Raw genomic sequence first — 25,756 nt, 5'->3', positions numbered from 1 at the left:
CCATGATCCTGTCAGGGCCCGCGGCGGGACTCGAGGAGGTCGGTCCACGCCCGCTGCCGGGCGCTGAGGAGGGCGCCCCGCACGCTCGCGGAGGCGCCCAGCGCGCTGCGGACCAGCGGGACCGCGCGCGGGGCGTCGGCCTCGACGTGCCGGGCGATGCCGACGAGGACGTCGTCGTGCACCTCCCGCGGACCGCCGACCACCACCATCTCGGGGTCGACGAGGGCGCAGATGCTGGTCACCGCCCGTCCGAGGGCGACCACGGCGGCGTCGGCCCCGGTGCCGGAGGCGAGGTCCGCGTCCCCCACCGCCCGCGCGAGCGCGTGGCGGCCCGCGTCCACGGCGAGGTAGCCCACCTCGCCGGCCAGCCCGCGGGCCCCGCGGACGAGCCGGTCGTCGACCATCAGTCCGAGCCCGAGCGACGTGCCCGCACCGAGGTAGAGGTAGGCGAAGCTCGTGGTCGCGGTGGCCACGCCGGTGCGGCGTTCGGCGACCGCGGCGAGGTTGACGTCGTTCTCGACGTGCACCGGGACGTCGAGGCCGGCCAGCAGCTCCGCCGGCCGGATCGGGTCCCGCGGATGCCCGCCCTCCGGCAGCGGTACCGCCCGCTCGTCGACCGGGTCCACCGGGGCGCCCACCGAGATCGTCACGGCGCGGACCGGCCCGTCGGCCCGCGCGGTGCCGTCAGCCGGGTCGCCGACCAGTCCGCGCAGGACGGCGCGCAGGTCCTCGGTGCCCGCGGTCGGCGGGTGCTCGGTCTCCTCGAGCGTCCCGCCGAGCAGGCCGCCGACCGCGACGCGGGTGACGTGCTGGTTGAGCTCGACCCCGAGAGCGCCGCCGAGGGTCGGGGCGAAGTCGTAGAACGTCGCGGCGGCCCCCGGGTAGCCCGAGCGCACGCCGACCGCGACGAGCACGCCGTCGACCTCGAGCCGACGGACCGCGTCGCCGATCGTGGGCCGGGAGAGCCCCGACCGGCGGGCGAGCTCCGCGCGGGTCAGCGGGCCCTGCTCCCGCGCGAGCGCCTCCAGCACGGCGCGCTCGGAGAGCTCCCGCAGCAGACGCGGGTGCGGGGGTGGGGTGGCGGCGGCGCCCTCCCATCCGCTCATGACGCACTCCGCCCCGCCGACCGGCTCGACCTGGAGCGGCCACCGTGCCACAGGGGTGTGACGGGCGTGAACGCGAGGAGGGCGATGCGCCCGGCGTCAGCCGTTCCGGCCATGCGTACAACGGGTAGGAACGACGTATGCCGGACGACGAGGAGCGGGTCGGGGCCGAGCTCGCCCGGACCTTGGAGGACGCAGCCCGTCGCCTCCTCGAACGGGGTCCCGGTGACGAGGAGGGCGTCCAGCACACCCTCGGACTCATCGTGCAGGGGGCCATCCGGACCGTGCCGCACGTCGACCAGGCCGGGATCAGCCTGGTACGCCGGGGCGGGAAGGTCGAGGCGCACGTCCCCAGCTCGGAGGTCGTCCGCGACCTCGACGTGCTGCAGAACGAGCTCCGGGAGGGCCCCTGCCTGGACTCGATCTGGTACGAGCAGCGCACGCTGATCGACGACATGGGCGCGGCGGACCGCTGGCCCCGCTACTCCGCCGCCGCGCGGGACCGCGGGGTCGGGTCGCTGATGTCGTTCCAGCTGTTCGCGAGCACGGGCAGCGCGGGTGCCCTGAACCTCTACGCCGCCCGGCCGCACGTGTTCGACGAGGGCTCCGCCGACATCGGGGCGCTGTTCGCCTCGCAGGCCGCCCTCGCCCTGCACGGCGCGCAGCGGATCGAGGGCCTCCACACCGCGCTCTCGAGCCGCGACGTCATCGGCCAGGCGAAGGGCATCCTCATGGAGCGCTTCGGCGTCGGACAGTCCCGGGCCTTCGAGATGCTCGTGGCGTCCTCGCAGAACACGAACCTGAAGCTCGTGGACGTGGCGATCTGGCTCGCGGACGAGAAGGAGAAAGGCGCGAGCCGCGGCTGACCGGCCGTTCAGGTCCGCTCGGCCGCGAGGAGCTGCTGCGCGAGCTCGCGGAGCGCCGCAGTCCGGATCTTGGAGCCGTTCGTGCCCACGGTGGTCGGCATCGCCTCGACGACGTGGACGGTGTCGGGCACCTTGAAGCGCGCGAGGGTCGCGGCGCACCAGCTCCGGAGCTCGTCGGGATCGGGGTCGGTGCCGGGGTGCGGCTCGACGAACGCGATCGCGCGGGTGTCCCCGTCGACGGCGATCCCGACGACCTTGGTGCGGGCGACGGCGGGGTGCTCGGCGATCCGGACCTCGATCTCGGCGGGCTCGACGAGGAAGCCGCGCAGGCGCAGCGAGTCGCCCATCCGGCCCGCGTAGTCGAAGGAGCCGTCCGGGCGGACCGTGCCGAGGTCGCCGGACCGGAACCAGCCGTCGTCGGTGAACGACCGGGCCCGGACCGACCCGTCGTCGTCGCCGAGGTAGGCGTCGACGACCACGTCGCCGCGGAACTGCAGCTCCCCCGGCTCGCCCCCGGGCGGCGGGCCGCCGGTGAAGGGATCGACGGCCCGGACCTCGGTGTCCGCCGCGACCGGACGCCCACCACCGCGCCACCGCGCCGGCACCGGGTCGTCGTCACGCCAGAACGAGGTCAGCGCGAACAGCTCGCTGGACCCGTAGACGCCGAACGCGGGCGTCCCGGTCTCCTCCTCCGCCCACGCGGCCACCTGCAGGGAGCGGCCGGAGAAGTCCGCGAGGAGCATCCGCCTCCAGCTCGACAGGTCGCCGCCGCGGGCGCGGACGCTAGCCTCCAACCGGCCGGCGACGTCGTCCGCGCTCGCCAGGTGCGTCACGCCGAACTCGGCCATGTGCGCCACGACGAGGTCGTCGTCGAAGGTCGGTTCCAGCAGTGCCGCCCCGCCCGCGCCGATCGCCGTGATCGCGGGGACGTAGCCGAACACCCCGGACAGGGGCAGCACGACCAGGCTCACGGCCTCGGCGTCCCAGCCGCCCGCCTCCGCGACCGCGCGGGCGTGCCGGACGACGGCACTGCCCCGGTGGGCGGCGAGCTTGGGCATGCCGGTCGACCCGGACGTCGTGAACGCGACCGCAAGGGCGTCCTCGCCGCCGCGCAGCGCGTCCAGGTCCGCGTCTCCGGTGGGGCCGGCCGGGACCCATGCCCCGGACCCGACGTCGTAGGCCGCGGCGGCGGCGTCGTCCGCGGGGGCCCGACCCGGCCCCGTCACGACGGCGACCGACGGCGCGGGGGCGGTGGACTCCGCGACCGCGGCGTGCAGCCGGTCCCGCAGGTCCAGCCCGAGGAAGTCGTGCGCGATCAGGACGACGGCGGGCCGGGCCCGGTCGAGCACGTGCGCGACGTCGGCGACGCCGTAGCGGGTGTTGATCCCGATGACGTGCGCGCCCAGGGAACTGGGCGACGAGCGACTCCGACCAGTTCGGCAGCCACACCCCGACCGCGTCGCCCGGCCCCACCCCGTGGGCGCGCAGGTCCGCGCGCCGGGCGAGGACCCGTGCCGCCAGGGCCCCGCGCGTGACGCGGAGCGGCTCGGGGCCGCCGTCGATGACCGCGACCGTGTCCGGGGCGGCGGCGACGGTGTCGGCCAGGAGGTCGGCGAGGGTGGTCATGCGACGCTCCGGTCCCGGTCCGCGGCGAGGTCGGTCAGCCAGCCGTCCAGGACGTCGGCGAACCCGTCGAGTTCCTCCATCGGGTAGTGGCCGATGCCCTCGAGCAGCGTGTAGCGGGCGTCCGGGATCCGGTCGGCGGCGGCCCGGACCTCCCGTGGATCCAGCCACAGGTCGTCGTCGCCGACCACCAGGTGGGTGGGGCAGGCGACGCCGTCGAGCCGGTCGAGCACGTCGTGGGTCGCCCAGCCGATCAGGTCACTGGTGGAGATCTCCGGGTCCTCCCGACGGTGCATCCGCGCGATCAGCTCCGCGCGCTGCGCCGGCACCCGCCGCCCGACGACGGCCAGGGTGCCGAGGTAGGTGCGGTCCGACCGGCTGGGCGCGGCCGCGTCGACCAGCTCCCGCTCCAGCCCGCGCACCATGCCCGCCCCGGATGCGGAACCGCCGTGCGCCGCCATCGCGACGGCCCCGGCGAGCCGGTCGCCGCGGCGCACCGCGAGCTGCAGGGTGATCGCCCCGCCGATCGAGCAGCCGACCACGAACGGTCGGTCCATCCCGAGCGTGTCCATCAGCTCCTCGCACCACTGCGCGTAGACGCCGAGGTCGCGCACGGGTCCGCCGGCGGCCGGCTCGGAGCGCCCGTGTCCGGGCAGGTCGGGGACGACGACGCGGTACCCGAGCGCGGCGAGCCGCGGCTGCACGTCGCGCCACTGGACGCCGCTCTGCCCGGCGGTGTGCAGGCACAGCACCGGCCGGCCCTCGCCCTCGGTGAGGACGAACGAGCGGGTGCCGCCCACGTCGAGGTAGTCGGCCTTCATCGTCCCTCCTCCGCCCCGGCGAACGACCGGGCCTCGTCGACCAGCGCGACGACCGCGGCGGTCAGCCGCAGGTACTCGTACGCGCTGCCCTCCACCTCGAACTCGTCGCGCATGGTCCGCTTCGTGAAGTCGTTGACCGGCCCGGTGAGCAGGCGGGCCCAGACGGCGTCGGGGGCGGACACGACGAAGGTCGGCCCGTCCGGCGTCCTCGTGCCCGCCTCCAGGACCCGGCCCCGGTAGACCCGGAACAGCACGGCGTCCGCGCCGAACCGCAGGCCGAGCGTGCCGTCCCAGGTGCCGGTCTCGCGGGCGAACGCGGCGGAGTCACCGAGCCGGGCCGCGAGCCCGCGCGCCCACGCCGTGGACGGGAAGGCGCGCCCGAGCCGCGCCGCACGGTCGTCGACCGCCTCGCGGGCCGTGACGAGCGCGGACGTCCGCCCGACCTGCACGACCTCGCCGTCCTGGTTGCGCACCACGACGTGCCGCCCGACGACCCCGCCGGCCAACGAGGAGGTCCGGCGGGTCCGGGTCACGGTCATCTCGTAGGTGACCGCGTCCCCGACGAAGATCGGGGCGAGGTAGTCCCAGTGCGTGTCGAAGGCCGCCTCGACGTGGTCGGAGAGTCCGCGCTCGTGGTGCCAGCCGAAGAACCCGGCGAGGGCGAGCGGGCCGTGCACCAGCGGACGGCCGTCGGCCGTGTGTCCGGGCTCGGTGTGCAGGGCGGCCCGGTCACCGCTCAGCTCGGCGAAGGCCGCGACGACGTCGGCGGAGAACGTCCGCGCGGGACCGGTGACGACCTGCCCGACCTCGAAGTCCTCGAAGTACGGCGCCCCGCCCGGCGCCTGCGTGGTCACCGCCTCGGCGAGGGAGCTGCTCATCGACCGTCCTCTCCGACGACATGAACGAACGTTCTTACGCCGCTACCGAAGCAGGCCTGCTCGACGCGTGTCAAGGCGACGCGTGAACCGGTGGAGCACGATACGAACGATCGTTCATACTCGCGGAGGCATCTCGAACGGCGAGGCGGGTGAGTCCGCGCTCGCCGGAGACCGTCCATCATGATCAGGAGTACGTGAGGCACGTCGGGCGGTTCGATCAGGTGCCTCATGTACTGCTGATCATGGGCGGTGTGCCGACGATCGCGGACGAGGCACCCGGGCCGTGAAGGCCCTGGGGGAAGTGCTCCTCCTACTGGACTCGAACCAGTAACCCTGCGACTGACTGGCGATGGCGGTCGTCACCGGTGGTTACCGGTGACGAGCCTGCTCAGGGCCGGTGTTTATCGGTGACGAGCGGTAGCGGGCGGGGGTCATCGGTTGCGGTAGGTGGGGAGCTAAGTGGCGATCCTGGGTCCCGTGCCTCTTGACTCGTCCGGGCGCGTACAGGCCGTGGTCTGACTCGTCGCTATGGGCGAAATCGCCCAACCGGGCGGCGCCCAGGGGGAGGCCGACCTAGAGTCGGCGCTCCGTGGTACTGGGCCGTAGGGACCCAGGCGCACCAGCGGGGGTGGCGCACGGATCGCGAACGGATGCCGTCCGACGTCTAGGCCAAGGCGCGGACTACGGTGCACCCTTCCGGGCCGTCACGGCGCATCTGGCACCGACGGACGAGGGGGTCAACTCAGTGCACGACGCAGGGCAACCGTTCCCATGCCCGCCGTGGTGCTCCCACATCGGATGCGCCGAGCACTCGGGTGCGGCGATCGTGCACCGGGAGTTCCCCGAGCCGCCACTGGCACCGTCGGCCGACCGCGGGCAGCTGCTCACGCTGACCCTCGAGCAGCACGACGATCCACACGGCATCCAGCCGGGGCAGCCGTTCGCGGTGCTCGCGCTTGAGGGCACCACGGTCATGATCGACGACCCCGACGAGCTTGGCCGGCTCGCGGAGATGGCCGCCGCGGCCAGGATGAAGCTACTTGAGGCGCGTGGGGAGCCCGTGGTGCCTATCCCTCGGCGTCCTCGTCACGGTTCCGCCGACCCCCGTCGGCGCTGACCTTCGCGGCGGCGATTGCGCGGATGACTTCCTCGACGACGCGCTGCTCCTGTCGGTTCAGCAGGTTCGCGACGTCGGGCAGGATCCACTGGCCGGCGGCCCCGACAGGCAGGTTGGCCGCCTCCTGGAGCTCGGCGTGGAGCTCTGAATAGGGGTGGTCGTCGGTCGCCAGCGCGAGGGCGAGCATGTGCACGGTGCCCGGGGACGGCTTTGACCGGCGACCCGTGCGGTAGTGCGAGAGCAGGGAGTCGTTGAACCCCTCCCCTCTCGGGTCGGCGGCTTTCGCGAGCCGGCCGATGGCGGAGTCGGACAGCGGGCGCGACTCCCCGAGCTCGCGCGCCTTCTCGGCGGCCTGGCGTGCGACCACCCTCATGAACTCCTCCACGGGGGCCCATCGTGCTGTTGCTTGCAACTTCTGGCAACGGAGACGGGGTCACATGGCGGCAGCCGGGCATGTTCCACAGTCGAGTGGTGGTCATCGGCCGGAAGCAACCATGACCGGCGACTAGCGGTGGTAGTCGGTAGTCGGTAGTCTGGCTACGTCGCCAGTCGCAGACGGGCGGCGCCTCGCCATTCGTGACCGGATCGTTGCGGTCACACACCCTGACTGGCTACGTCGCTGGTCTCCGACCACGGAGGATGCGTGACCACAGACACCGCCGCCGCCCTGCCGCCGCTGCTCACCCTCGACCAGCTCGCGAAGCACCTCGACTTCTCCTACGAGCAGGTGCGCGGTCTCGTCCGCAAGCAGACGTTCGGTCCGAAGGACCAGCTCCCCAAGCTCGGCCGCTCGTACCGCATCCCCCGCCACCGCGTCGAGGCTTACTGCCGTGGCGACCTCGAGGGGGCGAAGGCATGAGCTTCGCGAACCTCGGGCAGGACGTCGACGTCGTCTACGGGCCGCCCACCGACCTGCCGTCGGCGATGTGCCAGCACTGCGACGACCAGGCGGCCATCGCGGTTGCCGACGTCACCTGGCCCGTCCGGTCCCCGCACGCCGACGAGGAGCTCGTCGAAGGCGTCGTGTGTTGCCGCGGCTGCGTCGAGGTGGCCGTGACCGAGGCCCGGGAGACGCTGACCGACCGCGGCATGGTCGCCGTGGACGTGCCCGTGTGGGACTCCTCGGACCTGATCGAGGCGGCCGGCATCACGTCCCGGCAGCTGATCTTCTGGCACGGGCGGGGTTACCTGCGGTCCGAGCCGCGGATCAAGGCGACGTCGGGGGTGCCGCTGCGGTTCCTCGCCGACGAGGTGGCGCACGCCAAGACGATGGCCGCGCTGGTCGGGCACGAGATGCCGGCCCGTGCGGCGGACACGCTGTCGCGCACCCGCCCCGACGTGGCCTCTGCCGTGATCGAGGCTCTGGCGCCCTCCCCCGAGCTGGTGTCGGCATGACGCCGCGCGAGGCCGTCGCCGTGTTGCGTCGCTTGCTCGGCCGATTTCAGGGTGAGCGGCGCGGATCGTCAAGTGACCGGTACACGGTGCACGTCGCCGAGATGTCCTCCGAGGACATGGTGGACGCGCTGAACGCGCTCGCCGCGATCGAGCGGGCGGTGACGTCGTGAGCGCCCCCGCCCTGGCCCCCGAGGTGCTGGTCGAGAAGCTAGTCGCCCTCGGCTCTCCGGAGCGCGGCGCCCGCCTGCTCGTCCAGGCCGACCCCGATACCGCCCTCGACGTCGTCAACGGCGACGTGTGCTCGCCCCGCACCGGTCCCCCGGTCGGACCGGACGGCGAGGTGTACGTCGACTACCGCGAGCAGCACGCCGAGCACGACCCGACCTGTTGGGACTGCGGCGGCGCCGGTGGCGTCGACGGGCTCTGCCGCTGCGCCACCTGGGTTTGCTCGTGAGCGACCCGGAGCCCGAGGTCACCGACCCGTGGCTCATGACCGACGAGCAGATCGACGCCCAGACCCCTCCGTTCTGACCCCCACGCCCCCGAAGAGAGGACACCATGACCATCCCCGCTGACCTGACCCTTGCCAAGGGCGGTCACGACGACCCGCAGGACGGCCTGTGCCTGCTGGAGGCGGTCGCATACGTCGCCGGGCTCCCGCACTCCGACCACCCCGCCTGCACCTCCATTGTGCTCGGAACCTTCGGGCGCTCACTCAACGACGTGCTGCCCGACGACCTTCGCCAGGAACTCCGGCCGCTGATCCCGCAGCTCATCGGTACCGCCGGGGACGGACTCGACGAGCGTCGGTCGCTGATGGCGCTGGACTGGCTGATTCGCACCTATCTGCCCGCGTGGTTGCAGCTCGCCCACCTCGACGAGCAGGCACGGGCGGTGCGTGAGCTGGCGCAGATTGTCGACCTGGAGACCGCGCAGGCCGCCGGCCCGGTCGTCCGCGCGGCACGCGAGAAGTCGGCCGCCGCCTGGGACGCCGCCGGGGCCGCCGCCAGGGACGCCGCCGGGGCCGCCGCCTGGGACGCCGCCGGGGTCGCCGCCGGGGCCGCCGCCGGGGCCGCCGCCGGGGACGCCGCCGGGGACGCCGCCAGGGACGCCGCCGGGGACGCCGCCAGGGACGCCGCCGGGGACGCCGCCTGGGACGCCGCCTGGGCCGCCGCCTGGGCCGCCGCCGGGGACGCCGCCTGGGACGTGCTCGCTCCAACTGTCACCGAGCTGCAGCGATCCGCGATCGACCTGTACCGCCGCATGGCGACCATCGGGAAGGACGGGCAGGCGTGACCACCACCGAGAGCGACGCCGAGGCGCCCGCCCACGTCATCGACCTGCCGACGGCTGTGCTCGTCGTCGGCGCCGTCTCCGCCTACGCCAAAGCTGCTGCCGCCCAGGAGAAGGCCGCCAAGCTGATCCTCACCGAGCACTACCTGCCCGAGGGCGCCCGCATGCCGATCCTGAACCCGGTCACGAAGGCGAAGCTCGGCACCCTCACTGTGACCGAGCCGTCCCCGAAGGCCGAGGTGGACGACGAGGAGGCGTTCCTCGACCACCTGGAGTCGCATTACCCGGAGGCCGTGGAGGAGGTCGTGACGGGCCTGCGCCGTCCCATGACTCCGGCCGACGTGGCGAAGCTGCACGCCGTGCTCCGCGAGCACGCCCCCGACCTGTTGCGCCCGCCCGAGCGAGTGGCGGCCGACTGGGCGCGGAACGAGGTGCTGCGCCACGCAGAGGCCACGAACGAGCCTGTCCCTGGGGTGTCGGTGCACACCCGTCGCGGCCACGTCTCCATCCGCCCCGTGGCGGGGGCATTGGACGCCTACCGGGCGCTCGTCGCCTCCGGGCACGTGGACCCGCTGGCTGAGCTCCCGGCTGGCACGACGAACGGAGAGCAGCAGTGAGCATGTTCGCCCCCGCGGTCCGAGCCGCCACCTACGGCCGCATCGCCCTCACGGGCCCGTCAGGGGCTGGGAAGACGTACACGGCGCTCGCCCTGGCACACCTGCTCGCCGACGGCAGTCGGCCCGCTGTCATCGACACCGAGCGCGGCAAGTCGCAGCTCTACAAGGGCATCAACGGCTGGGACTTCGACGTGGCCTGCCCGCAGACCTACTCCCCCGCCTCGCTCACCGAGGCGCTCGGTGTCGCTGCGGGCGACGGCTACAAGGTGCTCGTCGTCGACTCGTGGTCTCACTACTGGTCTGGGGTCGAGGGCATGCAGGAGCAGGCTGACCGCCGGCAAACGGGCGGTAACTCGTTTTCCGGGTGGAAGGCCGCCCGACCCGACGAGCGCCGCATGATCGACGCCATCACCTCCTACCCGGGCCACGTCATCGTCACTCTGCGCACGAAGACGGCCTACGTGGTCGAGGAGATCGAACAGAACGGTCGTCGCAAGTCGGTGCCTCGGAAGATCGGCCTCAAGCCGGAGCAGCGGGAGAACATCGAGTACGAGTTCGACCTGGTTTGCGACATGGACCTCGAGAACACACTCACCGTCTCGAAGACGCGGCTGCCGATGCTGCGCGGGGCCGTCATCCCCGAGCCGGGCGAGGAGCTCGCCACGACCATCCGTGACTGGCTGGCCGACGGCGAGGAGACGATGGGCCCGCTGGCCTACCGCACCGAGGCTCTGGCCGACGATGTGACCGTGGAGCAGCTGCGCAAGCTGCACGCTGACGTCCGCGGCGCGGGACTCGCGAACGCCCCCGTCACCGATGCCGAGGGGCATCCGATGGTGCTCGCCGACCTCATCGTGGCGAGGGGCCGCCAGCTCGGCGCGGGTCGCCCCGAGGCCGTCGCAGGCTGACCAAGACGACTACTCACGACGCAGTCAGTCTCCGATAGGCTGCCCGGGCATGACGAAGGGCCGAGTTCCTTCCCCGGAACTCGGCCCTTCGTAGTTCTCGACACAAAGCCCCACGCCCGTGTTGAGAGCGCCCCGATCGACTCGACAAGAACGAAACGAGGTGCGCTGATGTCTAGCGTAGACGACACGCCGGTGACGCTGTTGGAAGCCGAGCAGACCGACCGGCTCAATAAGGCGCTCGCCACGCTGATCAAGCCGCGTAGCGCCGCCGCGCAGGTCGTCCTGCGCTACGCCCGCCACCATGAGCTCGCTTGCTCCCGGGTGAACCCGGAGTGGTTCTTCGTCAACGGGCCCGCCGACCCGGACCGCCGCGAGAAGTGGGCGTTCGCGCAGGGCATCTGCGCCAGCTGCCCGGTCCGCCGGGCCTGCGCCGACTGGGCTCTCGAAGACAACGAGCGCGGTCTCTGGGGCGGCACCACCGAGGGCGAACGCGACCGCGAGCGGGCACGCCGCAAGTCCGCCCGGCGGGACGTCGCCTAGCCCATCCACCACGGGCCGGCGACGCTCCCCCTCGACGCGGCTCGACGATCGTCAGGACTCGATCCATGCCGGTGAACAAGGTCAGGCGGCGGGGCTCCTACGCGCCTCTCTCGGCCCACTACGCGAAGGACGACAAGATCATTCGCGCGGGCGAGAAGGCCGAGCTGCTCTACGTCCGGGGCCTCGCGTTCTGCGCCGACGTACTGAACGACGGCGTCATCACCGACGCGCAACTCGCGCACGTCGGTGTCGGGATGACCGCGCTGAAGGCCCGGGCTCGCGCCCTCGTTGACGTCGAGCTGTGGCAGCGCGTCGACGGCGGCTATCGAGTCGTCGCGTGGTTGAACTGGAACAAGACGCGCGAGGACATCCTCAACGACGCGCACCGCGACACCGCGCGGAAGTCGCCGCACCTCCATGACCAGCAGGAACGGCCCGAGCCACCCCCCGAGGACGACGAGATTTCCGAACGGAATCCCAACGGAATCCGCAACGACAGGAACGCCGATCCGGACGGTTTCCGTCCCCTCGCGTGCGGGCCTGCGCGCGCGCCCTCCAACTCCAGGGCAGAGCCAAAGCCAGAACCAGAGCCACCCCTCCCTTCGGGAGGGGGGTCCGGGGGGACGGCCGACCAAGACGCGTCACCTTCCGAGGCGTCGCGCAAGCGCTCCGCGAAGGAGCCACGAGGGGCACGGATCCCCGAAGACTGGTGGCCCTCCGACGACGACCTCGCCTGGTACCGCGAGCACTGCCCAACCCTCGCCGCCGACGGCGGCCGCGGCACGAAGCTGACCGAGGAGTTCCGCGACTACTGGTTGGCCCGCGCCGGCAAGGACGCCCGCAAGACGAGCTGGTCCCGCACCTGGCGCAACCGGATGCGCGACCGCGAGCAGCAGGCCATCGACCAGCACGCCCGTCACCGCCCCGGCAGCCCCTCGGCCCGCCCGTCGGCCACTGAATCCGCCGTCGCGGCCGTCTCGGCCCTGCGACGCAACCCCCGACCTGGCGAGCCCGAGCAGCCCGCACTCCGGGTCGCATCCCAACGCGGGGACACCGCGCCCTACGCCGAAGCCGGAGGCTTCTGATGACTGTCTGGACCGAGGACGACTGGGACACCATGGTCGACCTGCTCGAGCTGGTTGCCGCGACCGATCGTCGCACGATCAGCGAGCTCGACGTGCGCACATGGCTCGCGATCGCACAGGACGCCGGCTGGCCGTCAGCCGACTTCGCCCGCCGCGCCATCATCCGGTTCCGCAACGAGCGCCCTGGGGTGTGGCTGGAGCCGGGCCATATCACGCAGGCCTACCGCGAGCTCCGCCAAGAGGCCCGCGACTGCTACCAGGAGCCGGACGTACCCAACGAGGTGTTGCGCGGATCGCACGCCGAGTACCAGGCGTTCATGCGCCAGGCCGCTACTGACCACCACGCCCGCTACCTGGCGGCGTGGATCGAGGGACACCAGGGCCGCGAGCGCATCACGGCTGCGCTGCGGTCCGCTGACCTGCGAGCCATCTCGGGTGGTGCGGCGTCGTGAGCGAGTCGACCGTCGACGAGTACGACGACGACCGCCCGCGCGACCTGGCCGCCGAGCGGGCAGTGCTCGGCGCCATGCTGCTGTCCCGCGACGCCATCGCGACGGCGGACGGTCTCCTCAACCCCGACGACTTCTACCGACCCGCTCACGGCGCTCTGTTTTGCGCGCTGGTCGGCGAGTGGGAGTCCGACCGCCCCACCGACCTCGTGTCGCTGATGGCCAAGCTGGACTGGCAGGGCGAGCTGGCAGCGCTTGGCGGGCCGACGATCCTGCACACGCTTTACAGCGAGTCACAGTGGTCCCCGGGTCTAGCCGAGCACTGGTGCGGGATCGTCGCCGACCACGCAGCCCGTGCCCGACTCGCCGACCTCGGCGCACGGCTGCGTCAGCTCGGCACGCAGTCCCAGGCCGACGTGGGCGAGCTCTACGACCGCGCCCGCGAAGCTCTTGACCAGGCCGGGACACCGCACCGGCAGGCCGCCCGCGGCACCTGGGTCAGCGACTTCATGGAGGAACACCTCGCCGCCTACGACGAGCCCCTCACCTCCGGTGTGCTCACCGGGCTGCCCGACCTCGACGAGATGCTCGGCGGCGGCAGAGGTGTGCTCCCCGGTCAGATGATCGTGGTCGCCGCCCGCCCCGGCGTCGGGAAGAGCGTGTTCATGACCGCGTGGGCACTGCGCGCGGCCCACGGCGGCCACCCCGCCGTGATCTTCTCGCTCGAGATGAGTCGCCCCGAGGTCACGAACCGGCTCGTGGCCGCGCAAGCGCAGGTCCGCATCGACGCCATTGAGGGCCGACGTCTCGACCAGACCGACCGCGGCAAGTACCTCGACGCGGGCAAAGTGGTGGCCGAGCTACCGCTGGCCATCGAGGACGATTTCGAGGCCAGCCTGTCGAACGTGCGGGCCACCGCCCGCGCGATGGCCCGTACCGACGGACTCGGGATCGTGTTCCTCGACTACCTGCAGCTGCTCGACTCCACCGACGGCCGCGCTGAGCGCGACCGTCGCGTCGCGGTCGACGGCTTCTCGCGCGGCATGAAGCTGCTGGCGAAGGAGCTCGACATGCCCGTGGTGGTTCTCTCCCAGCTCAACCGCGGCATCGAGAACCGGCAGGACAAGACGCCGCAGCTCTCCGACCTCCGAGAGTCCGGCGCGCTCGAGCAGGACGCGCACATCGTGCTGATGCTGGACCGCCCCGATTCGCGGGAGCGGGACTCGCCGCGGGCCGGCGAGCTCGACGTGCACGTGGTCAAGAACCGCAACGGCCCGAAGGGCGTGGTCACGGTGGCGCACCGCATGCACCTGGGCCGCGTCGAATCGCTCGCCCCCTCGTGGTCCTACTGACATCTCCCAAATGACTACTGGCGACGTCGCCAGTCAGTGTTAGAGTCGGTGCATCCCCACGCCCGAAAGGCACCCTCCCCGTGAACCGTGACCGCGTCAGCGACTGGCTGACCACCATGCCCACCTACCGACAGTGCGTCGGCCGTCTCATTGCCGACCGCGAAGACGGCACTCGCGCGCACTGCGCCATCGGCGTTGCCATGGCGCGCGCCGCACTCCAGCCCGCGGCCAGCGGCATCATCATCGGCACCGTCCCCACCACCTGGGGCATTCGGATCGCCGCGTTCCGCCCCACCGCCGGCGAGCTCCACCCCGACACCTATCCCGGCGTCACCGAGCTGTACGACGCCCTCGAACAGTGGCTCGGCCTCGACGTGCTCGCCCTGCGCGTGTGCCTCCGCGACCTCCCCGAGCAGCTCGCCGCCGACCTGCGGCTGTTCCTGCCGCTGCTGCCCCACGATGACGGCTGGGAGCTGTGGGCGCTCAACGATTACGGCGTGCCGCTGCACCTGCAGCGCGACGCCCTCCGGGTCACCCTCGGCGTCGACACCGAGCACGTCGGCCGACCGCTCCTCGACCTCGCCGGGGTTCCGGCGTGAGCCGCCCCCTGCGGCCCTGCGAGCGTCGCCCGAGCCGCAACATGCTCCGCGCCCTGCGTCACGCCGTCGCGCTGGAGAAGGGCGCCCAGGGCGAGCCGTGGGTGGCCCTGCCCACCGAGCGCCGCGCACCGTCCCGCTACGGACGCGCCTGCGCCCGCCGCGGACTCGCCGAGGAGTACCGCGTCACCCCAGACGGCACGCTCTACTTCCGGATCACGCCCGCCGGCCGCGACGTGCTGGTGGTGGCCCGGTGAGCGGTCAGCCCGCAGTGCACGTCTCCGACGACGCGGTCTACGTCGAGTGGCCCCGCGGACCCATGCACCGCCTCACCCCCGACGGCCAGGTCACCGAGCAGCACACGTTGACCGCCCTCGACCACGGCGACCGTCAACCGGCGCCCGTCGAGCTCCAGTACCCCGCCGACCCCGAGGACGACGACCAGTGAAGGCCACCATCACCGCGGGCGCCCTCGCGTCCGCCACCGGCTGGATCAGCCGCGCCCTGCCCGCCCGCCCCCCGGTGCCGATCCTCGGCGGCATCGTCGTGGACGCCACCGAGCACGACGTCGAGCTGGCCGCGTTCGACTACGATCTGTGCGCCCGCGGGCGGCTCGGCTCCGGCGTTGTCAGCGTCGACGAGCCCGAGCGCGTTGTCGTACCCGGCCGTCTGCTCGCAGCCGTGTCGAAGGCGCTCGGCTTCGGCGAGCAGGCCGTCACTCTCGCCGTCGAGAACGACACCATGGTGGTGACCGCCGGGCCACGCACTCGCTGGACCATGCCTCTGCTGCAGGCCTCCGAATACCCGGCGCTGCCCGACATGGCCCCGGTGGTCGGCGAAATCGAGCCGGACGCACTGACGGCCTCCATCGATCGGGTGCTGCCGGCCACCAGCCGCGACGAAACCCTGCAGATGCTCACCGGCGCTGCCATTTCCGCGTCCGGCACGGCGCTCACCATGGCCGCCACCGACCGCTACCGGCTGGCCGTGTGCGACACGACCTGGACGCCATCCGTCGGCGAGCTCGCAGAGCACCTGGCACCGTCCGCCCTGCTCAAGCTGGCGGTCACCGCCGCCGCTGGGGTCACCGGGCAGGTGTCGGTCCGCTCCGACGACGGCATCCTCGGGTTCAGCACCGCGCAACGCAGCATGTCCGGTCGGCTGATTGGCGCAGAGTTCCCTCGCTGGCGTGCCCTCGACATCGGGCCCGACGCCCCGGGGTTCAAGCACCGCGCCACCGCAGTTGTTCGCACCGCCGCATTGAGGGAGGCCGCGCAGCGCGCCGCCGTCTCCATGGACTCAAGCTCGATCCTCGTCCTCACCTTCACCCCCGACGAGATCGCCGTGACCGCCTCCGGCGAGGGTGTTGGGGACGCCGCCCACCACGCCGACGTGCTCCACCACGAAGGCGACTCCGTTGCCGTGCAGATCAGGGACGAGTACCTGCGGGATGCCCTGCAGGCGTGCGGCGACCAGGCGGTGCGGCTCGACGTCGGTCGCGGTCGAATCCTGGTGCGCCCGGCCGGCGAAGACGGGCAGGTCCACGACAGCTACCGCCACACCGTCATGACCGTCCGGTTCCCCGGCGGCGACGCGGTGCGCGACGCATGACCGCCGCCGTCAGCTACCGCGACTTCCTCGAGCAGAAGGTCGCCTTCGACAGCGCCTGCGGCTTCGACGTCGACCCGAGCGAGGTCCATCCGATTCTGCTGCCCCACCAGCGCGACATCGTGGTGTGGGCCGTTCACGGCGGCCGTCGGGCCATCTTCGCCCGCTTCGGGCTGGGCAAGTCGGTCATGCAGATCGAGACCGTGCGGCTCATCCTTGAGCGGGCCGGCGGGCGTGCGCTCATCGTGTGCCCGCTCGGCGTCCGCCAAGAGTTCGCACGCGACGCCGCCATGCTCGACCAGGACGTCACGTTTGTGCGCCGGACCGAACAGGTCGACGGTCCCGGTCTGTACGTCACCAACTACGAGTCGGTGCGCGACGGCCGGCTCGATCCGACCCTGTTCACCGCAGTCAGCCTCGACGAGGCGTCATGCCTGCGATCCTTCGGGTCGAAGACGTACCAGACGTTCCTCACCCTCTTCGACGACGTCCCCTACCGGTTCGTCGCCACCGCCACCCCTAGCCCGAACCGCCACAAGGAACTCATCCACTACGCCGGGTTCCTCGGCGTCATGGACACCGGCCAGGCCCTCACCCGGTTCTTTCAGCGGGACTCGACCAAGGCCAACAACCTCACGCTTTACCCGCACAAGCGGCGCGAGTTCTGGCTCTGGCTCAACACCTGGGGCGTGTTCCTGCAGCGCCCCTCCGACCTCGGGTACCCCGACGACGGATACGACCTGCCCGACCTCGACGTCCGCTGGCACGAGCTCGCCGTCGACCACACCGACTCCAACACCGAGCGGGACGGGCAGGATCAGCTGTTCCGCGGCGGCGCGCTTAGCGTCACCCAGGCCGCCCGCGAGAAGCGCGACTCGCTCTCCGAGCGGGTCGCCAAGGCCGCGGAGCTCGTCGCGGAAGCGCCCAGCGACCACTTCGTGCTGTGGCACAACCTCGAAGACGAGCGCCGCGCGCTCGCTGCCGCGATCCCCGACGTGTGCGAGGTGTACGGCACTCTCGACCTTGAGACCCGCGAGCGGCGGATCGTCGACTTCTCCGAGGGCCGCGAGCGGCTGCTCGCCACCAAGCCGGAGCTGTCCGGCTCCGGGTGCAACTTCCAGCGGCACTGCCACCGCGCCGTCTTCGTCGGCGTTGGGTTCTCGTTCAACGACTTCGTTCAGGCCGTCCATCGCCTGCAGCGTTTCCAGCAGCCCCTCCCGGTCCGCGTCGACGTCGTCTACTCGGAAGCCGAGCGCGAGGTCGTGCGGGTGCTGCGGGACAAGTGGGCCAAGCACGAGGAGCTCACTGACCGCATGTCCGACGTCATCCGCGAGTTCGGGCTCGACACCTCGGCGATCACCGACGCCCTCATCCGGTCGATGGGCGTGGAGCGGGTCGAAGCTGCCGGTGACGGCTGGACTGTGGCGCTCAACGACACCGTCGCCGAGACCTCGAGCATGGCCGAGGGGTCGGTCGACCTGATCGTCACGTCGATCCCGTTCTCCAACCACTACGAGTACACCCCGGCCTACGAAGACTTCGGGCACACCGACGACAACGCCCACTTCTGGGCGCAGATGGACTACCTGACCCCGCAGCTGCACCGCGTTCTCGCCCCGGGGCGGGTCTACGCCTGCCACGTCAAGGACCGCATCCTGTTCGGCGCCGTCACCGGCGCCGGCATTCCCACCGTCTCCCCCTTCCACGCCGAAGCCCTCATGCACGGCATCCGCCACGGCTTCGACTACCTCGGCATGATCACCGTCGTCACCGACGTGGTCCGGGAGAACAACCAGACCTACCGGCTCGGCTGGTCGGAGATGGCGAAGGATGCCACCAAGATGGGCGCCGGATCTCCCGAGTACATCCTGCTGTTCCACAAGCCGCAGACCGACCGCACCAAGGGCTACGCCGACACCCCGGTCCGCCACGACAAGGCCACGTACACCCGCGCACGCTGGCAGGTCGACGCCCACGCGTTCTGGCGCTCCAGCGGCAACCGGCACCTGACCGCCGACGAGCTCGCCGCCCTGCCCCCCGAGCAGCTGTCCCGCCTGTTCACCGAGCAGACCCTCCACGAGGTCTACGACTACGAGACGCACGTGCAGGTCGGCGAGCACCTGGAGGCCCGCGACCGGCTGCCGGCCACGTTCATGTCCCTGGCCCCGGGGTCGTGGCATCCCGAGGTGTGGCACGACATCAACCGGCTCGCGACGCTGAACACCGAACAGTCACGGCGCGCACAAGCGATGCACGTCTGCCCGCTGCAGTTCGACATCGTCGACCGGCTGATCGAGCGATTCTCCAACCCGGGCGACCTCGTCTACGACCCGTTCGGCGGGCTATTCACCGTCCCGCTGCGCGCCCTCAAGGCAGGCCGCCGCGGCCGGGCCGCCGAGCTGAACCCCGGCTACTTCCTCGACGGCGTCAAGTACCTGCAGGCCGAGGACCGCCGACGCGACATGCCCACCATGTTCGACCTGCTCGAGGAGACCGCGTGAGCTTCACCGTGACCGACCTCCCCGCCCGGCTGGTCGAGAAGATCACCGTTGCCGATGGGCACTGGCTGTGGACTGGCGGCTGGGTGAACGACGCCGGGTATCCCTACGTGCGCCACGACGGGCGCGACCAGCCCGCCTACCGCGTCACGTGGAAGCTGCTCGTGGGGCCGATCCCGGACAAGACACCCGAGCTGGACCACCTCTGCGTCACGCCCCTGTGCGTCTATCCCGGCCACCTCGAGCCGGTCACCCACGCCGAGAACCAGCGGCGTATCCGCGAGCGGCAGACCTCCTGTCGTCGTGCCGGACACGACTGGACGGTGCCGCGCAACGTCCGCGTCCGCCCCAACGGCAAGCGCTACTGCGCTGAGTGCGATCGCCAGGCGCAGCGCGCCAAGTACGCAGCGGGCCGGGCTGCTGGCCTCACTGCTGCCCAGGCGCGTCGGAAGCTCTCGTCGGCGGTACCGGCGTGACCGGCGTCGAGCAGTGGCTAGCCCGGGAGGTCGTCGGGGCGGTGCACCTACTGTCGATCGCCCACGGCGATCCGGAGCAAGCGCGCTCGGCACTGACTGCTTCTGCCGCCGGGTCACTGCAGGCCAACGGCGTCCGGTGGTGCATCGACGCCGGCAAGGTCGAGTACCGGCACCCGGGGCACGGTCAAGGCCTCGTGCCGGTCAAGGCGCTGGTGAAGCTGGCCGCGCAGGCGCGCACCGACGACGGCTCGGCCCGACTCCAATCGGCCTACCGCGCGTACGTCGAGACCTCAGTCGAGGGCCGCCGGTACCCGCTCTGGCCGAAGCCGACGGCGGAACGGATCGCCGAGCACGAGGAGTGGTTTGGCCGCTACTGCGCCGCGTCCAGCGCGCTCGAGGCGGCACGTCGCGGCTGGTGGCCGCCCCTGGTCGAGCGCTACGTCCAGATCGATCTGTTCGAGGAGACCGCGTGATCCGCCACCTGGCAGCCGCCCTCGGCTGCGCCTACCTCGACGTCGCGCACCGCGCGTCGTGCGCCGTGGAATGGGTGCAGGGCCGTGGCTGACCTCAGCGATGAGCTCGGCCGTCTCGCCGCCGAGCACGGGCGACCCGCGGTGGTGCGGGCCGCCCGCGAGATGCAATGCACCGCCGAGCAGGTGCTCGACGGGATCCGCGAGGTGATCGCCCGCGACACCACGGTGTCCGAGGAGCGGCTGGCCGCGCACGTCGGGGTGTCCCGGCGCACCGTGCGCCACCACCTCGACGTGCTCGAGGAGCAGGGCCGCATCGAACGCCAGCCCGGTGCCCGACGGTCGATCGTGCCGGTCGAGGAGGGGCAGTGCACGCAGTGATGGAGCAGGAGGAGGCCGTGGACGGCCAGTGGTGGCTGGCCGCGGCGTGCCGGGGCGCCGACCTGCGCCGCTTCTTCCCGGAGCGGCCCGGTCTGACCGCGGCGGCCACCATCCGCCAGTTCTGCCAGGGCTGCCCGGTCATGGTGCAGTGCCGAGGGGACGCGAAGGCTGGGGTCCGCCGCCCGTTCGGGGTGTGGGGCGGGGAGTACCACGCGGGCACCGGCAACCAGACGTGGACGTTGGCCGACCTGGAGGCGCAGTACGGCGGCCGGGTCGAGTCCGCCACGCCCGGCGCGTCGGGGCATTGCGGCTGGTGCGACGTGACCCGTCGTCTGCGCTCCGACGGGATGCTGAGGCTGCACTGGGTGCCTGCTGGCGGTGGCACGAGGGTGCAGTGCCCTGGGTCCGGCTACGCGCCGAAGGGCGGGGCGTCGTGACCACGCACCGGATCAAGCTCCCGTACCCGTCCCCTCCGCTGCACGCCAACCAGCGGCTCGTGCGGCAGGCCCGCGATCGGGTCATCGCAGAGGTGCGTCGCGACGCCGGGTGGCTGGTCAAGGCTGCGAAGGTCGGGCGGCACGAGCGTGTCACGGTCGGGTTGGAGTGGCGCCCGAAGGTGAACCGGCGCCGCGACGGCGCGGAGAACCTGGCTCCGCTGCTCAAGCCGTTGATCGACGGCATGGTGGACGTCGGCGTCACTTCCGACGACACTCCGGAGCTCGTCGAGCGACGGATGCCGGTGCTGCTGCCGGCGGGCAAGGGCGAGCCGGGCATGTGGTTCGTGGTGGAGACACCATGACCTCCGAAGCGCGCATCGAGAAGTTCACCCACGCCACGTGGCGCTACCTGCGTGGCGGCGGGCGCATCGCCGCCGTGCAACCGCAGGGCACCTTCACGCCCACCGTCGACCCGTTTGCATCGGAGGACCCGGGCTACTTCGACAGCCCGATCGGGCGCTGGATCGACGCCGCCGCGTGCGCGGAAGCGGACCCTCGCATCTTCGACGTCGACCCTTACGAGAACACTCGCAGCAGCATGGAGTCCGCGCGCGACGCGATCATCCGCTACTGCCGGAAGTGTCCGGTCGCGAGCGAGTGCGTTACCGAAGGCTGGGACCTACCCGGGGTGTGGGGCGGCGAACTGCACCTGCGGACTCAGAGCCGCCGCCTGGTTCGACGAACGACCCCGGTTCAACGACAGGACCGCCCGCGGCCGGACCGCAGCCACTCTGCAGCAGTGCGCGAGTGGGCCGCGCGCAACGGCTGGGACGTCGGTGCTCGCGGGCGCCTGCCTGCCGAGGTTCTTAACGCCTACGACGCGCGCACCACCGCATGAAGCGCAGCGGCCCGCCGAAGAGGACCAAGCCGCTGACCGCCCACACCGACCTCGCCCGAGAATCGGGCCTGGCGCGCTCCGTGCCACTCCCCCGAGCCTCCCCGCCCAGCGAGCGGCGGCCGACGCCGCAGCGGGCGGCACAGCGCCTCCAGCTGGCCACCTGGGCGCAGGTGAAGCAGCTCGCCCACGTCCGCGACGGGTGGGCGTGCCTCGGATGCGGTCGCAACGGTGTCCCGCTCGACGCGCACCACCGCGTGTTCAAGGGCGCGGGCGGGTCGAAGCTCCTCGACGTCGTGCAGAACGCGATCAGCCTCTGCGGTCCTGGGAATGCCGCCGGTTGCCACGGCCGCGCGCACACCGAGAAGAATGGCAAAGCGCGGGAGTACGGCTGGTCGCTGCCGCATGGTGCCGACCCGCTCACCGTGCCGGTCCGGTACCGGGACGGCTGGTACCACCTCGACGAACACGGAGACCGGTACCGGACCACGATGCCCCACAGGCCGTGAGCGGGACCGATCGCTCTTCCTCCACGGTCCCGCCCGTGCGCCGGGACGGTCCCGGTGCGGAGAGGAAGAGACCATGCCCAGCAACGAGGAACCGCGCCCGTTCGACGTCGGTATCGCAGTCCGGCGCTCGCTAGCCGACCAGGCGAACCGGGACCGCGCCGTGCTCGACGCCCCGGACGCCACCCGCGACGAACTGCGCACGCAGCTCGAGCAGTCGCAGCAGACGGTGGACGCGCTCAGCTACCCCAGCAGGTAGTCGCGTGTGACGCTCCCGGGCCTCCACGTTCGCACTGGAGGCCCGGGAGCGGCTCCGTGGTCACGGTGGGCAGGTCTGTCACTCACGACGCCGGAGGGCCGCATGGCCGAGCAGCACAACACCGAGAAGAAGCCGGCCACGAAGGCGCAGGCCCGACCCGTCGAGCGGGAACGCGACGACGAGTTGCGCGACCTCATCGCCGAGCAGTGGGACGAGCGAACCCACGGGCCGAGCCCGGCCGCGAAGGCCGAGCTGGCCGGGGACTTCTGACCATGGCCAAGGGCCGCCCCTCGAAGGGCACATCGGCGGACCGCCGCCTCAAGGCGAACCGCGGCAAGAAGAGCAAGAAGCGCTGACCTCGAGCAGCACGAAGGCCCGGCACCGAGTAGGTGCCGGGCCTTCGTCGTCTCAGCGGATCAGTGCGCTCCGGACCCGCGCTGTGGTGCGCGACGGAAGCCGAAATCGAGCCGGCTCGATCGGTGGCAGGTCGCGCGAGTACGCGTCGTCCTGGCCGCCCGGGGCCGTGTTGTAGACCGGTCGCAGGTAGCGGATCAGCGCCCACTCCACCCCGCACGCCACGTGGCGGTTCCCGAGCCACCACGCCTCCACGTCGTCGACGTCGCCCCACCAGGCCTTCGACTCGGCGTGCTGCTCCGCCCGCTTGCGCGGGTTCGCCGCGATCCCCACGTACAGCAGCACGTCCCGGCGGCCTTGGTAGAGGCCGAAGAACAGGTAGACCGCGGTCTGTCGGTCGGTGAGATCGACCTGTGTACCCCCGTCGCGGGCCGCAGGGCGCCGCTGCGCGGGCACGACGGGGCCGCTGCCGGGCAGCGCGGCACCGTAGCGCACCCCGAGATAGGCCCCGGCCAGGAACGCCAGCACGAGCGCGATCAGCATCACCCATCCGAGCGGGCTCACGACGTCACCGCATCCAGCCATCGGCGCCACCACGACGGCGCTTCGTCCTGGCCGCCCGCGGGGCAGCCGTCGCGGTGCGGGCACGAACAGCCCCCGCCGGCCGCGGTGAAGCCCTGATTCCAGCCGTCCTCGAACGCCTCCGCGACCGCGGCGTCCACATCGCCGTCCATCACACCGTCCTCTCGCTCTTCACGATCCGTCCCCGTCCGTCCGTGGACGGCACGTCATCCAGGGCCTGGACGGCGGAAACCACCTGGTCACGGCGATATCCTTTGCGCTGGACGCCACCACGCACGACGTTGCCCACAGGGACCCCGTGCGGCCGTAGCGCGTCCGCGACGCCCCGTGCCGTCCAGCCGTCCGGCAGGGCCTCGAGGAGCGCCGCAGTGTGCACGTCGCCTTCCTCCGCCAGCCCTGCCAGCGTCGCCAGCGGCTCGGGCACCTCCACCGCGTCAAGCGGGTTCACCTCTCGCATGGAGGTAGATACGGGCGGTGTACGGCCCACGTACCAGGCGTTCCGGTCGATCCGCCGCGCCCGCCGTCGTTCGGCGGCTTCATCCGGATCCATCGGATGAAACCCGGTCAGTCGCGGCTGGTTGCGACCCGACCCGTAGACGTAGCCGATGCCGGCGTCGTTGCGTCGCCCCTCGGACTCCGGCTGCAGCTTGTCGGGACGCCACCCCTGGTCGAGCAGCGACTCCCCCAGCCCCTGCACAACGTCGTGGTTAGAACACGCCATCGCGATCTTCACCATCGCCTGTGCCAGGTAGGCGCGGCCGTCGCCAAGCTGGCTTTTCGCTAGCGTCGGCGACTCCACGATGATCGTGATCGCGTGCTTGCGGGCCACCATCGCGAGATCGAGCAGGCGGGTCACCAAGAACTCGAACTGGCAGAAGTTCGCGTACTCACCGATCACGAGCACGATCCCGCGGCGACCGTCGCAGTCGTCGACCAGGAAGCGATCGTCGACCGCCCCGTCCTCGTCGTAGTCCTCGCCCGCAGCGAGCGCCATCGATCGGCGGCGAGCCTCGCTGAGCAGGTGATCGAGGATGGCCTGCGCCTCCTCGAGCTGCTCCGGCCCGCACGCCACCCGCCCGCGCCCGAGCCGCTTCTGCTGAGCACCGAGCAGCGACGCCCCGATGGTGTCGATGCCGTACAGATCGGCATCGGGCATCTCCTCCGTGGCATCGATCATCAGCCGAACCACCGACGACTTGCCGGACCCGGAATGTCCGAACACGAGGAAGAGCGTGTAGGCCAGCACGAGCTCGTCGAGGGCGCCGACGTCGTTTCTGCCCACCGAGAACGGGCGCCCGTAGCGCAGGTCCCCGAATCGCCGTTGGGGTGGCGGGGGCGTGTTCTCGAGCGGGTTCTGCCAGTAGACGAGCAGCTCGCCGACCGGCTCGTCGGCCGGGTGAACGTAGCGGACCCACCGTTGCCCGACGTGGACTTCACGGGCCACTGCCGCCACCGCCTTGTCGGTCATCGGCTCGTGGGTCGTGAGCCCAAACGCTGCACCGACCTCGACGCCATCGACGACGAGCAGGCGGGTGTGCTGATGGCGCGCTGTGATGCGCTCCTGGAGCAGTCGCAGCCGAACTGTCTCCCAGAGCTTCGGCAGCGACACCCCCGGACGGGCCTTATCGGTACCAGGACCAGCGGGCGCGGGCGGCGCGACGAGACTGCCGCGGTACTCGCAGGCCAGGGCGACCAGTACCGCCGCGATCACCGACGGCCACCACCGCAGGCCCTCGATACCGAGCGCGAGCAGCACGGGACCGGAGACGGGCGCCAGCGCGGTCACCCACCGCGCCCGGTAGTACCGGCCCGCGATAAGCAGGACCACCGGGACCCCGCCGGCGAGGTACAGCCACGGGTCCCACTGGTACTGCGACACCGACAGGGCGAACAGCAGTACCGCAGTACCGGCGACCGCCGCGGCCAGCTTGAGGGTCCGCTTCGCCTGGTCCTGCTCGATCTTCGTGAGGTCGCTCGGACTGGGGTGCTTGCCCGCCCCGGCGTCGGCGCGGCGCTTCGCCTCGTAGTACTCGGCGCGGCGCACGGCAACGGTCCGCCACGCCCGCAGGTCCGCAGCAAACGCGATCACCCCGACGTAAGACCGCTGCACCTCGTCGACGACCTTCACCACGGCCGCCCCGGGCGCATCGGACACCTTCTCCAGCGCCTTGCTGCCGACCTTGACCAGCGCCGTCGACACCGGCCGCTGCTGCTGCTCGTCGGGCGCACTCACGACGCCTCCTCACCTCGACCGGGGGCGGCGCGGGTGTAGGCCTCGACCCCGTCACCGTCCCGTCGGTGCGAGCGCACATAGATCGTGCCGGGCGCGGGCTCCGGGGTGCGGTGCGGTGCCCGGTGGCCGTGACCGCGTGCCCACTCGCGGCGTTCCCGCCACGACGGCTGCGGCTGGTGGTCGGCCATGTGCCGGCGGAACGCCATGTTCTCGTGGTGCTTCGCCAGCCCAGCCCCGACCAACGCCGTCACCAGCACCAGCACCTGCACCAGTGACACCGTCCCGACGTAGGCGAAGTACACGGCGACGTAGACGAACGCGAACGCGGCGACCAGCCCGAACACCCGCTTGCGGTGCTTCCAGCCGAACTTCCCGACCTTCGCCGAGCGCCGCCCGAACTTCCGCCACATGCCC

General features: G+C 71.9%; 36 protein-coding genes. 27 read left to right on the top strand and 9 right to left on the bottom strand.

Going from position 1 to position 25,756, the window contains the following annotated elements:
* Nucleotides 1-11: 11 nt before the first annotated feature.
* Nucleotides 12-1,106: an ROK family transcriptional regulator gene (locus QRT03_RS26185; RefSeq protein ID WP_286056076.1), complete on the bottom strand. Its 1,095-nt coding sequence runs from the start codon at nt 1,104-1,106 to the stop codon at nt 12-14.
* A 137-nt stretch (nt 1,107-1,243) separates the two neighbouring features.
* Here QRT03_RS26185 and QRT03_RS26180 point away from each other — a divergent pair, with 137 nt between their 5' ends.
* Nucleotides 1,244-1,969 carry a GAF and ANTAR domain-containing protein gene (locus QRT03_RS26180; RefSeq protein ID WP_286056075.1) on the top strand — a complete coding sequence of 242 codons (726 nt, stop codon included), beginning with the start codon at nt 1,244-1,246 and terminating at the stop codon, nt 1,967-1,969.
* Between the two features lie 8 nt (nt 1,970-1,977).
* Here the strand turns inward: QRT03_RS26180 and QRT03_RS26175 are convergent, their stop codons facing one another.
* The 3 genes from QRT03_RS26175 to QRT03_RS26165 all read right to left on the bottom strand — a co-directional run bounded on the left by QRT03_RS26175 (nt 1,978) and on the right by QRT03_RS26165 (nt 5,291).
* Nucleotides 1,978-3,375: an AMP-binding protein gene (locus QRT03_RS26175; RefSeq protein WP_286056220.1), complete on the bottom strand. Its 1,398-nt coding sequence runs from the start codon at nt 3,373-3,375 to the stop codon at nt 1,978-1,980.
* 216 nt (nt 3,376-3,591) lie between these two features.
* Nucleotides 3,592-4,413, bottom strand: coding sequence for an alpha/beta fold hydrolase (locus QRT03_RS26170; protein ID WP_286056074.1), 822 nt, complete (start codon nt 4,411-4,413; stop codon nt 3,592-3,594).
* Nucleotides 4,410-5,291, bottom strand: a complete 882-nt coding sequence (locus QRT03_RS26165; RefSeq protein ID WP_286056073.1) for a hotdog family protein — start codon at nt 5,289-5,291, stop codon at nt 4,410-4,412. Before QRT03_RS26165 ends, QRT03_RS26170 begins: the two co-directional genes overlap by 4 nt.
* A gap of 589 nt (nt 5,292-5,880) precedes the next feature.
* On the opposite strand from QRT03_RS26165, the gene QRT03_RS32255 reads away from it, so the two are divergent.
* A complete protein-coding gene (locus tag QRT03_RS32255) occupies nt 5,881-6,408 on the top strand; it encodes a DUF6907 domain-containing protein (protein WP_425604905.1) in 528 nt (175 codons plus the stop codon).
* Here QRT03_RS32255 and QRT03_RS26160 read toward each other — a convergent pair.
* A complete protein-coding gene (locus tag QRT03_RS26160; RefSeq protein WP_286056072.1) occupies nt 6,359-6,781 on the bottom strand; it encodes a hypothetical protein in 423 nt (140 codons plus the stop codon). The two genes, QRT03_RS32255 and QRT03_RS26160, sit on opposite strands and share 50 nt — an antisense overlap.
* 270 nt (nt 6,782-7,051) lie before the next feature.
* On the opposite strand from QRT03_RS26160, the gene QRT03_RS26155 reads away from it, so the two are divergent.
* From QRT03_RS26155 to QRT03_RS26035, 25 genes are all read left to right on the top strand, one after another.
* Nucleotides 7,052-7,267: a helix-turn-helix domain-containing protein gene (locus tag QRT03_RS26155; RefSeq protein ID WP_286056071.1), complete on the top strand. Its 216-nt coding sequence runs from the start codon at nt 7,052-7,054 to the stop codon at nt 7,265-7,267.
* Nucleotides 7,264-7,803, top strand: a complete 540-nt coding sequence (locus QRT03_RS26150) for a hypothetical protein (RefSeq protein ID WP_286056070.1) — start codon at nt 7,264-7,266, stop codon at nt 7,801-7,803. Before QRT03_RS26155 ends, QRT03_RS26150 begins: the two co-directional genes overlap by 4 nt.
* Nucleotides 7,800-7,973 carry a hypothetical protein gene (locus tag QRT03_RS26145; RefSeq protein WP_286056069.1) on the top strand — a complete coding sequence of 58 codons (174 nt, stop codon included), beginning with the start codon at nt 7,800-7,802 and terminating at the stop codon, nt 7,971-7,973. The genes QRT03_RS26150 and QRT03_RS26145 overlap by 4 nt, the downstream gene beginning before the upstream one ends.
* Nucleotides 7,970-8,257 (top strand): hypothetical protein, encoded by a 288-nt coding sequence (locus tag QRT03_RS26140; protein ID WP_286056068.1) that lies wholly within the window; start codon nt 7,970-7,972, stop codon nt 8,255-8,257. The genes QRT03_RS26145 and QRT03_RS26140 overlap by 4 nt, the downstream gene beginning before the upstream one ends.
* Nucleotides 8,258-8,361: 104 nt before the next feature.
* Nucleotides 8,362-9,099 carry a hypothetical protein gene (locus tag QRT03_RS26135; RefSeq protein ID WP_286056067.1) on the top strand — a complete coding sequence of 246 codons (738 nt, stop codon included), beginning with the start codon at nt 8,362-8,364 and terminating at the stop codon, nt 9,097-9,099.
* Nucleotides 9,096-9,713 (top strand): hypothetical protein, encoded by a 618-nt coding sequence (locus QRT03_RS26130; RefSeq protein WP_286056066.1) that lies wholly within the window; start codon nt 9,096-9,098, stop codon nt 9,711-9,713. Before QRT03_RS26135 ends, QRT03_RS26130 begins: the two co-directional genes overlap by 4 nt.
* Before the next feature lie 2 nt (nt 9,714-9,715).
* The gene (locus QRT03_RS26125; RefSeq protein ID WP_286056219.1) at nt 9,716-10,621 is read left to right on the top strand and encodes an ATP-binding protein; all 906 of its coding nucleotides are present in this window, start codon (nt 9,716-9,718) and stop codon (nt 10,619-10,621) included.
* 168 nt (nt 10,622-10,789) lie between these two features.
* Nucleotides 10,790-11,161: a WhiB family transcriptional regulator gene (locus QRT03_RS26120; RefSeq protein ID WP_286056065.1), complete on the top strand. Its 372-nt coding sequence runs from the start codon at nt 10,790-10,792 to the stop codon at nt 11,159-11,161.
* A gap of 65 nt (nt 11,162-11,226) precedes the next feature.
* Nucleotides 11,227-12,246: a hypothetical protein gene (locus QRT03_RS26115; protein WP_286056064.1), complete on the top strand. Its 1,020-nt coding sequence runs from the start codon at nt 11,227-11,229 to the stop codon at nt 12,244-12,246.
* Nucleotides 12,246-12,698, top strand: a complete 453-nt coding sequence (locus QRT03_RS26110; protein ID WP_286056063.1) for a hypothetical protein — start codon at nt 12,246-12,248, stop codon at nt 12,696-12,698. The genes QRT03_RS26115 and QRT03_RS26110 overlap by 1 nt, the downstream gene beginning before the upstream one ends.
* Nucleotides 12,695-14,047 carry a replicative DNA helicase gene (locus QRT03_RS26105; RefSeq protein ID WP_286056062.1) on the top strand — a complete coding sequence of 451 codons (1,353 nt, stop codon included), beginning with the start codon at nt 12,695-12,697 and terminating at the stop codon, nt 14,045-14,047. The genes QRT03_RS26110 and QRT03_RS26105 overlap by 4 nt, the downstream gene beginning before the upstream one ends.
* An 80-nt stretch (nt 14,048-14,127) precedes the next feature.
* Nucleotides 14,128-14,646 (top strand): hypothetical protein, encoded by a 519-nt coding sequence (locus QRT03_RS26100; protein WP_286056061.1) that lies wholly within the window; start codon nt 14,128-14,130, stop codon nt 14,644-14,646.
* The gene (locus QRT03_RS26095; RefSeq protein WP_286056060.1) at nt 14,643-14,900 is read left to right on the top strand and encodes a hypothetical protein; all 258 of its coding nucleotides are present in this window, start codon (nt 14,643-14,645) and stop codon (nt 14,898-14,900) included. The genes QRT03_RS26100 and QRT03_RS26095 overlap by 4 nt, the downstream gene beginning before the upstream one ends.
* Nucleotides 14,897-15,091 carry a hypothetical protein gene (locus tag QRT03_RS26090; RefSeq protein ID WP_286056059.1) on the top strand — a complete coding sequence of 65 codons (195 nt, stop codon included), beginning with the start codon at nt 14,897-14,899 and terminating at the stop codon, nt 15,089-15,091. The genes QRT03_RS26095 and QRT03_RS26090 overlap by 4 nt, the downstream gene beginning before the upstream one ends.
* Nucleotides 15,088-16,254, top strand: coding sequence for a DNA polymerase III subunit beta (gene dnaN / locus QRT03_RS26085; protein WP_286056058.1), 1,167 nt, complete (start codon nt 15,088-15,090; stop codon nt 16,252-16,254). The genes QRT03_RS26090 and dnaN overlap by 4 nt, the downstream gene beginning before the upstream one ends.
* A complete protein-coding gene (locus QRT03_RS26080; RefSeq protein ID WP_286056057.1) occupies nt 16,251-18,752 on the top strand; it encodes a DNA methyltransferase in 2,502 nt (833 codons plus the stop codon). Before dnaN ends, QRT03_RS26080 begins: the two co-directional genes overlap by 4 nt.
* On the top strand, nt 18,749-19,225 hold the full coding sequence (locus QRT03_RS26075; RefSeq protein ID WP_286056056.1) for an HNH endonuclease: 477 nt from the start codon (nt 18,749-18,751) through the stop codon (nt 19,223-19,225). Before QRT03_RS26080 ends, QRT03_RS26075 begins: the two co-directional genes overlap by 4 nt.
* Nucleotides 19,222-19,698, top strand: a complete 477-nt coding sequence (locus QRT03_RS26070) for a hypothetical protein (protein ID WP_286056055.1) — start codon at nt 19,222-19,224, stop codon at nt 19,696-19,698. The genes QRT03_RS26075 and QRT03_RS26070 overlap by 4 nt, the downstream gene beginning before the upstream one ends.
* An 84-nt stretch (nt 19,699-19,782) precedes the next feature.
* Nucleotides 19,783-20,076, top strand: a complete 294-nt coding sequence (locus QRT03_RS26065) for a DeoR family transcriptional regulator (RefSeq protein WP_286056054.1) — start codon at nt 19,783-19,785, stop codon at nt 20,074-20,076.
* Entirely contained in the window at nt 20,064-20,513 is a 450-nt protein-coding gene (locus QRT03_RS26060; protein WP_286056053.1) for a WhiB family transcriptional regulator, read from the top strand. The genes QRT03_RS26065 and QRT03_RS26060 overlap by 13 nt, the downstream gene beginning before the upstream one ends.
* Nucleotides 20,510-20,875: a RusA family crossover junction endodeoxyribonuclease gene (locus QRT03_RS26055; protein WP_286056052.1), complete on the top strand. Its 366-nt coding sequence runs from the start codon at nt 20,510-20,512 to the stop codon at nt 20,873-20,875. Before QRT03_RS26060 ends, QRT03_RS26055 begins: the two co-directional genes overlap by 4 nt.
* Nucleotides 20,872-21,411 (top strand): Lsr2 family DNA-binding protein, encoded by a 540-nt coding sequence (locus QRT03_RS26050; protein ID WP_286056051.1) that lies wholly within the window; start codon nt 20,872-20,874, stop codon nt 21,409-21,411. The genes QRT03_RS26055 and QRT03_RS26050 overlap by 4 nt, the downstream gene beginning before the upstream one ends.
* The gene (locus tag QRT03_RS26045; protein WP_286056050.1) at nt 21,408-21,917 is read left to right on the top strand and encodes a hypothetical protein; all 510 of its coding nucleotides are present in this window, start codon (nt 21,408-21,410) and stop codon (nt 21,915-21,917) included. Before QRT03_RS26050 ends, QRT03_RS26045 begins: the two co-directional genes overlap by 4 nt.
* Nucleotides 21,918-21,990: 73 nt before the next feature.
* Nucleotides 21,991-22,173: a hypothetical protein gene (locus QRT03_RS26040; RefSeq protein ID WP_286056049.1), complete on the top strand. Its 183-nt coding sequence runs from the start codon at nt 21,991-21,993 to the stop codon at nt 22,171-22,173.
* A 102-nt stretch (nt 22,174-22,275) separates the two neighbouring features.
* Nucleotides 22,276-22,443: a hypothetical protein gene (locus QRT03_RS26035; RefSeq protein WP_286056048.1), complete on the top strand. Its 168-nt coding sequence runs from the start codon at nt 22,276-22,278 to the stop codon at nt 22,441-22,443.
* A gap of 138 nt (nt 22,444-22,581) precedes the next feature.
* Here QRT03_RS26035 and QRT03_RS26030 read toward each other — a convergent pair whose 3' ends face one another.
* Genes QRT03_RS26030 through QRT03_RS26015 form a run of 4 tightly spaced genes read right to left on the bottom strand, consistent with a single transcriptional unit; the run spans nt 22,582 to nt 25,752 of the window.
* A complete protein-coding gene (locus QRT03_RS26030) occupies nt 22,582-23,091 on the bottom strand; it encodes a GIY-YIG nuclease family protein (RefSeq protein WP_286056047.1) in 510 nt (169 codons plus the stop codon).
* Nucleotides 23,088-23,261 carry a hypothetical protein gene (locus QRT03_RS26025; RefSeq protein WP_286056046.1) on the bottom strand — a complete coding sequence of 58 codons (174 nt, stop codon included), beginning with the start codon at nt 23,259-23,261 and terminating at the stop codon, nt 23,088-23,090. Before QRT03_RS26025 ends, QRT03_RS26030 begins: the two co-directional genes overlap by 4 nt.
* The gene (locus QRT03_RS26020) at nt 23,261-25,342 is read right to left on the bottom strand and encodes a hypothetical protein (protein WP_286056045.1); all 2,082 of its coding nucleotides are present in this window, start codon (nt 25,340-25,342) and stop codon (nt 23,261-23,263) included. Before QRT03_RS26020 ends, QRT03_RS26025 begins: the two co-directional genes overlap by 1 nt.
* Nucleotides 25,339-25,752 (bottom strand): hypothetical protein, encoded by a 414-nt coding sequence (locus QRT03_RS26015; protein WP_286056044.1) that lies wholly within the window; start codon nt 25,750-25,752, stop codon nt 25,339-25,341. The genes QRT03_RS26020 and QRT03_RS26015 overlap by 4 nt, the downstream gene beginning before the upstream one ends.
* Between the last annotated feature and the right edge of the window lie 4 nt (nt 25,753-25,756).

This window comes from Actinomycetospora termitidis (assembly GCF_030286555.1).
GTDB lineage: Bacteria > Actinomycetota > Actinomycetes > Mycobacteriales > Pseudonocardiaceae > Actinomycetospora > Actinomycetospora termitidis.
The sequence above is the reverse complement of the archived record's forward strand: the minus strand, read 5'-3'. Positions and strand labels throughout refer to the sequence as shown.

Bases quoted from the DNA above. Each gene is read 5' to 3' on its own strand.
- QRT03_RS26165 (WP_286056073.1), bottom strand. From the start codon at position 5,291: ATGAGCAGCTCCCTCGCCGAGGCGGTGACCACGCAGGCGCCGGGCGGG.
- QRT03_RS26050 (WP_286056051.1), top strand. From the start codon at position 20,872: ATGACCTCCGAAGCGCGCATCGAGAAGTTCACCCACGCCACGTGGCGC.
- QRT03_RS26185 (WP_286056076.1), bottom strand. From the start codon at position 1,106: ATGAGCGGATGGGAGGGCGCCGCCGCCACCCCACCCCCGCACCCGCGT.
- QRT03_RS26015 (WP_286056044.1), bottom strand. From the start codon at position 25,752: ATGTGGCGGAAGTTCGGGCGGCGCTCGGCGAAGGTCGGGAAGTTCGGC.
- QRT03_RS26045 (WP_286056050.1), top strand. From the start codon at position 21,408: ATGAAGCGCAGCGGCCCGCCGAAGAGGACCAAGCCGCTGACCGCCCAC.
- QRT03_RS26125 (WP_286056219.1), top strand. From the start codon at position 9,716: ATGTTCGCCCCCGCGGTCCGAGCCGCCACCTACGGCCGCATCGCCCTC.
- QRT03_RS26035 (WP_286056048.1), top strand. From the start codon at position 22,276: ATGGCCGAGCAGCACAACACCGAGAAGAAGCCGGCCACGAAGGCGCAG.
- QRT03_RS26110 (WP_286056063.1), top strand. From the start codon at position 12,246: ATGACTGTCTGGACCGAGGACGACTGGGACACCATGGTCGACCTGCTC.
- QRT03_RS26120 (WP_286056065.1), top strand. From the start codon at position 10,790: ATGTCTAGCGTAGACGACACGCCGGTGACGCTGTTGGAAGCCGAGCAG.
- QRT03_RS26115 (WP_286056064.1), top strand. From the start codon at position 11,227: ATGCCGGTGAACAAGGTCAGGCGGCGGGGCTCCTACGCGCCTCTCTCG.
- QRT03_RS26170 (WP_286056074.1), bottom strand. From the start codon at position 4,413: ATGAAGGCCGACTACCTCGACGTGGGCGGCACCCGCTCGTTCGTCCTC.
- QRT03_RS26160 (WP_286056072.1), bottom strand. From the start codon at position 6,781: ATGAGGGTGGTCGCACGCCAGGCCGCCGAGAAGGCGCGCGAGCTCGGG.
- QRT03_RS26150 (WP_286056070.1), top strand. From the start codon at position 7,264: ATGAGCTTCGCGAACCTCGGGCAGGACGTCGACGTCGTCTACGGGCCG.
- QRT03_RS26080 (WP_286056057.1), top strand. From the start codon at position 16,251: ATGACCGCCGCCGTCAGCTACCGCGACTTCCTCGAGCAGAAGGTCGCC.
- QRT03_RS26025 (WP_286056046.1), bottom strand. From the start codon at position 23,261: ATGGACGGCGATGTGGACGCCGCGGTCGCGGAGGCGTTCGAGGACGGC.
- QRT03_RS26145 (WP_286056069.1), top strand. From the start codon at position 7,800: ATGACGCCGCGCGAGGCCGTCGCCGTGTTGCGTCGCTTGCTCGGCCGA.
- QRT03_RS26180 (WP_286056075.1), top strand. From the start codon at position 1,244: ATGCCGGACGACGAGGAGCGGGTCGGGGCCGAGCTCGCCCGGACCTTG.
- QRT03_RS26040 (WP_286056049.1), top strand. From the start codon at position 21,991: ATGCCCAGCAACGAGGAACCGCGCCCGTTCGACGTCGGTATCGCAGTC.
- QRT03_RS26135 (WP_286056067.1), top strand. From the start codon at position 8,362: ATGACCATCCCCGCTGACCTGACCCTTGCCAAGGGCGGTCACGACGAC.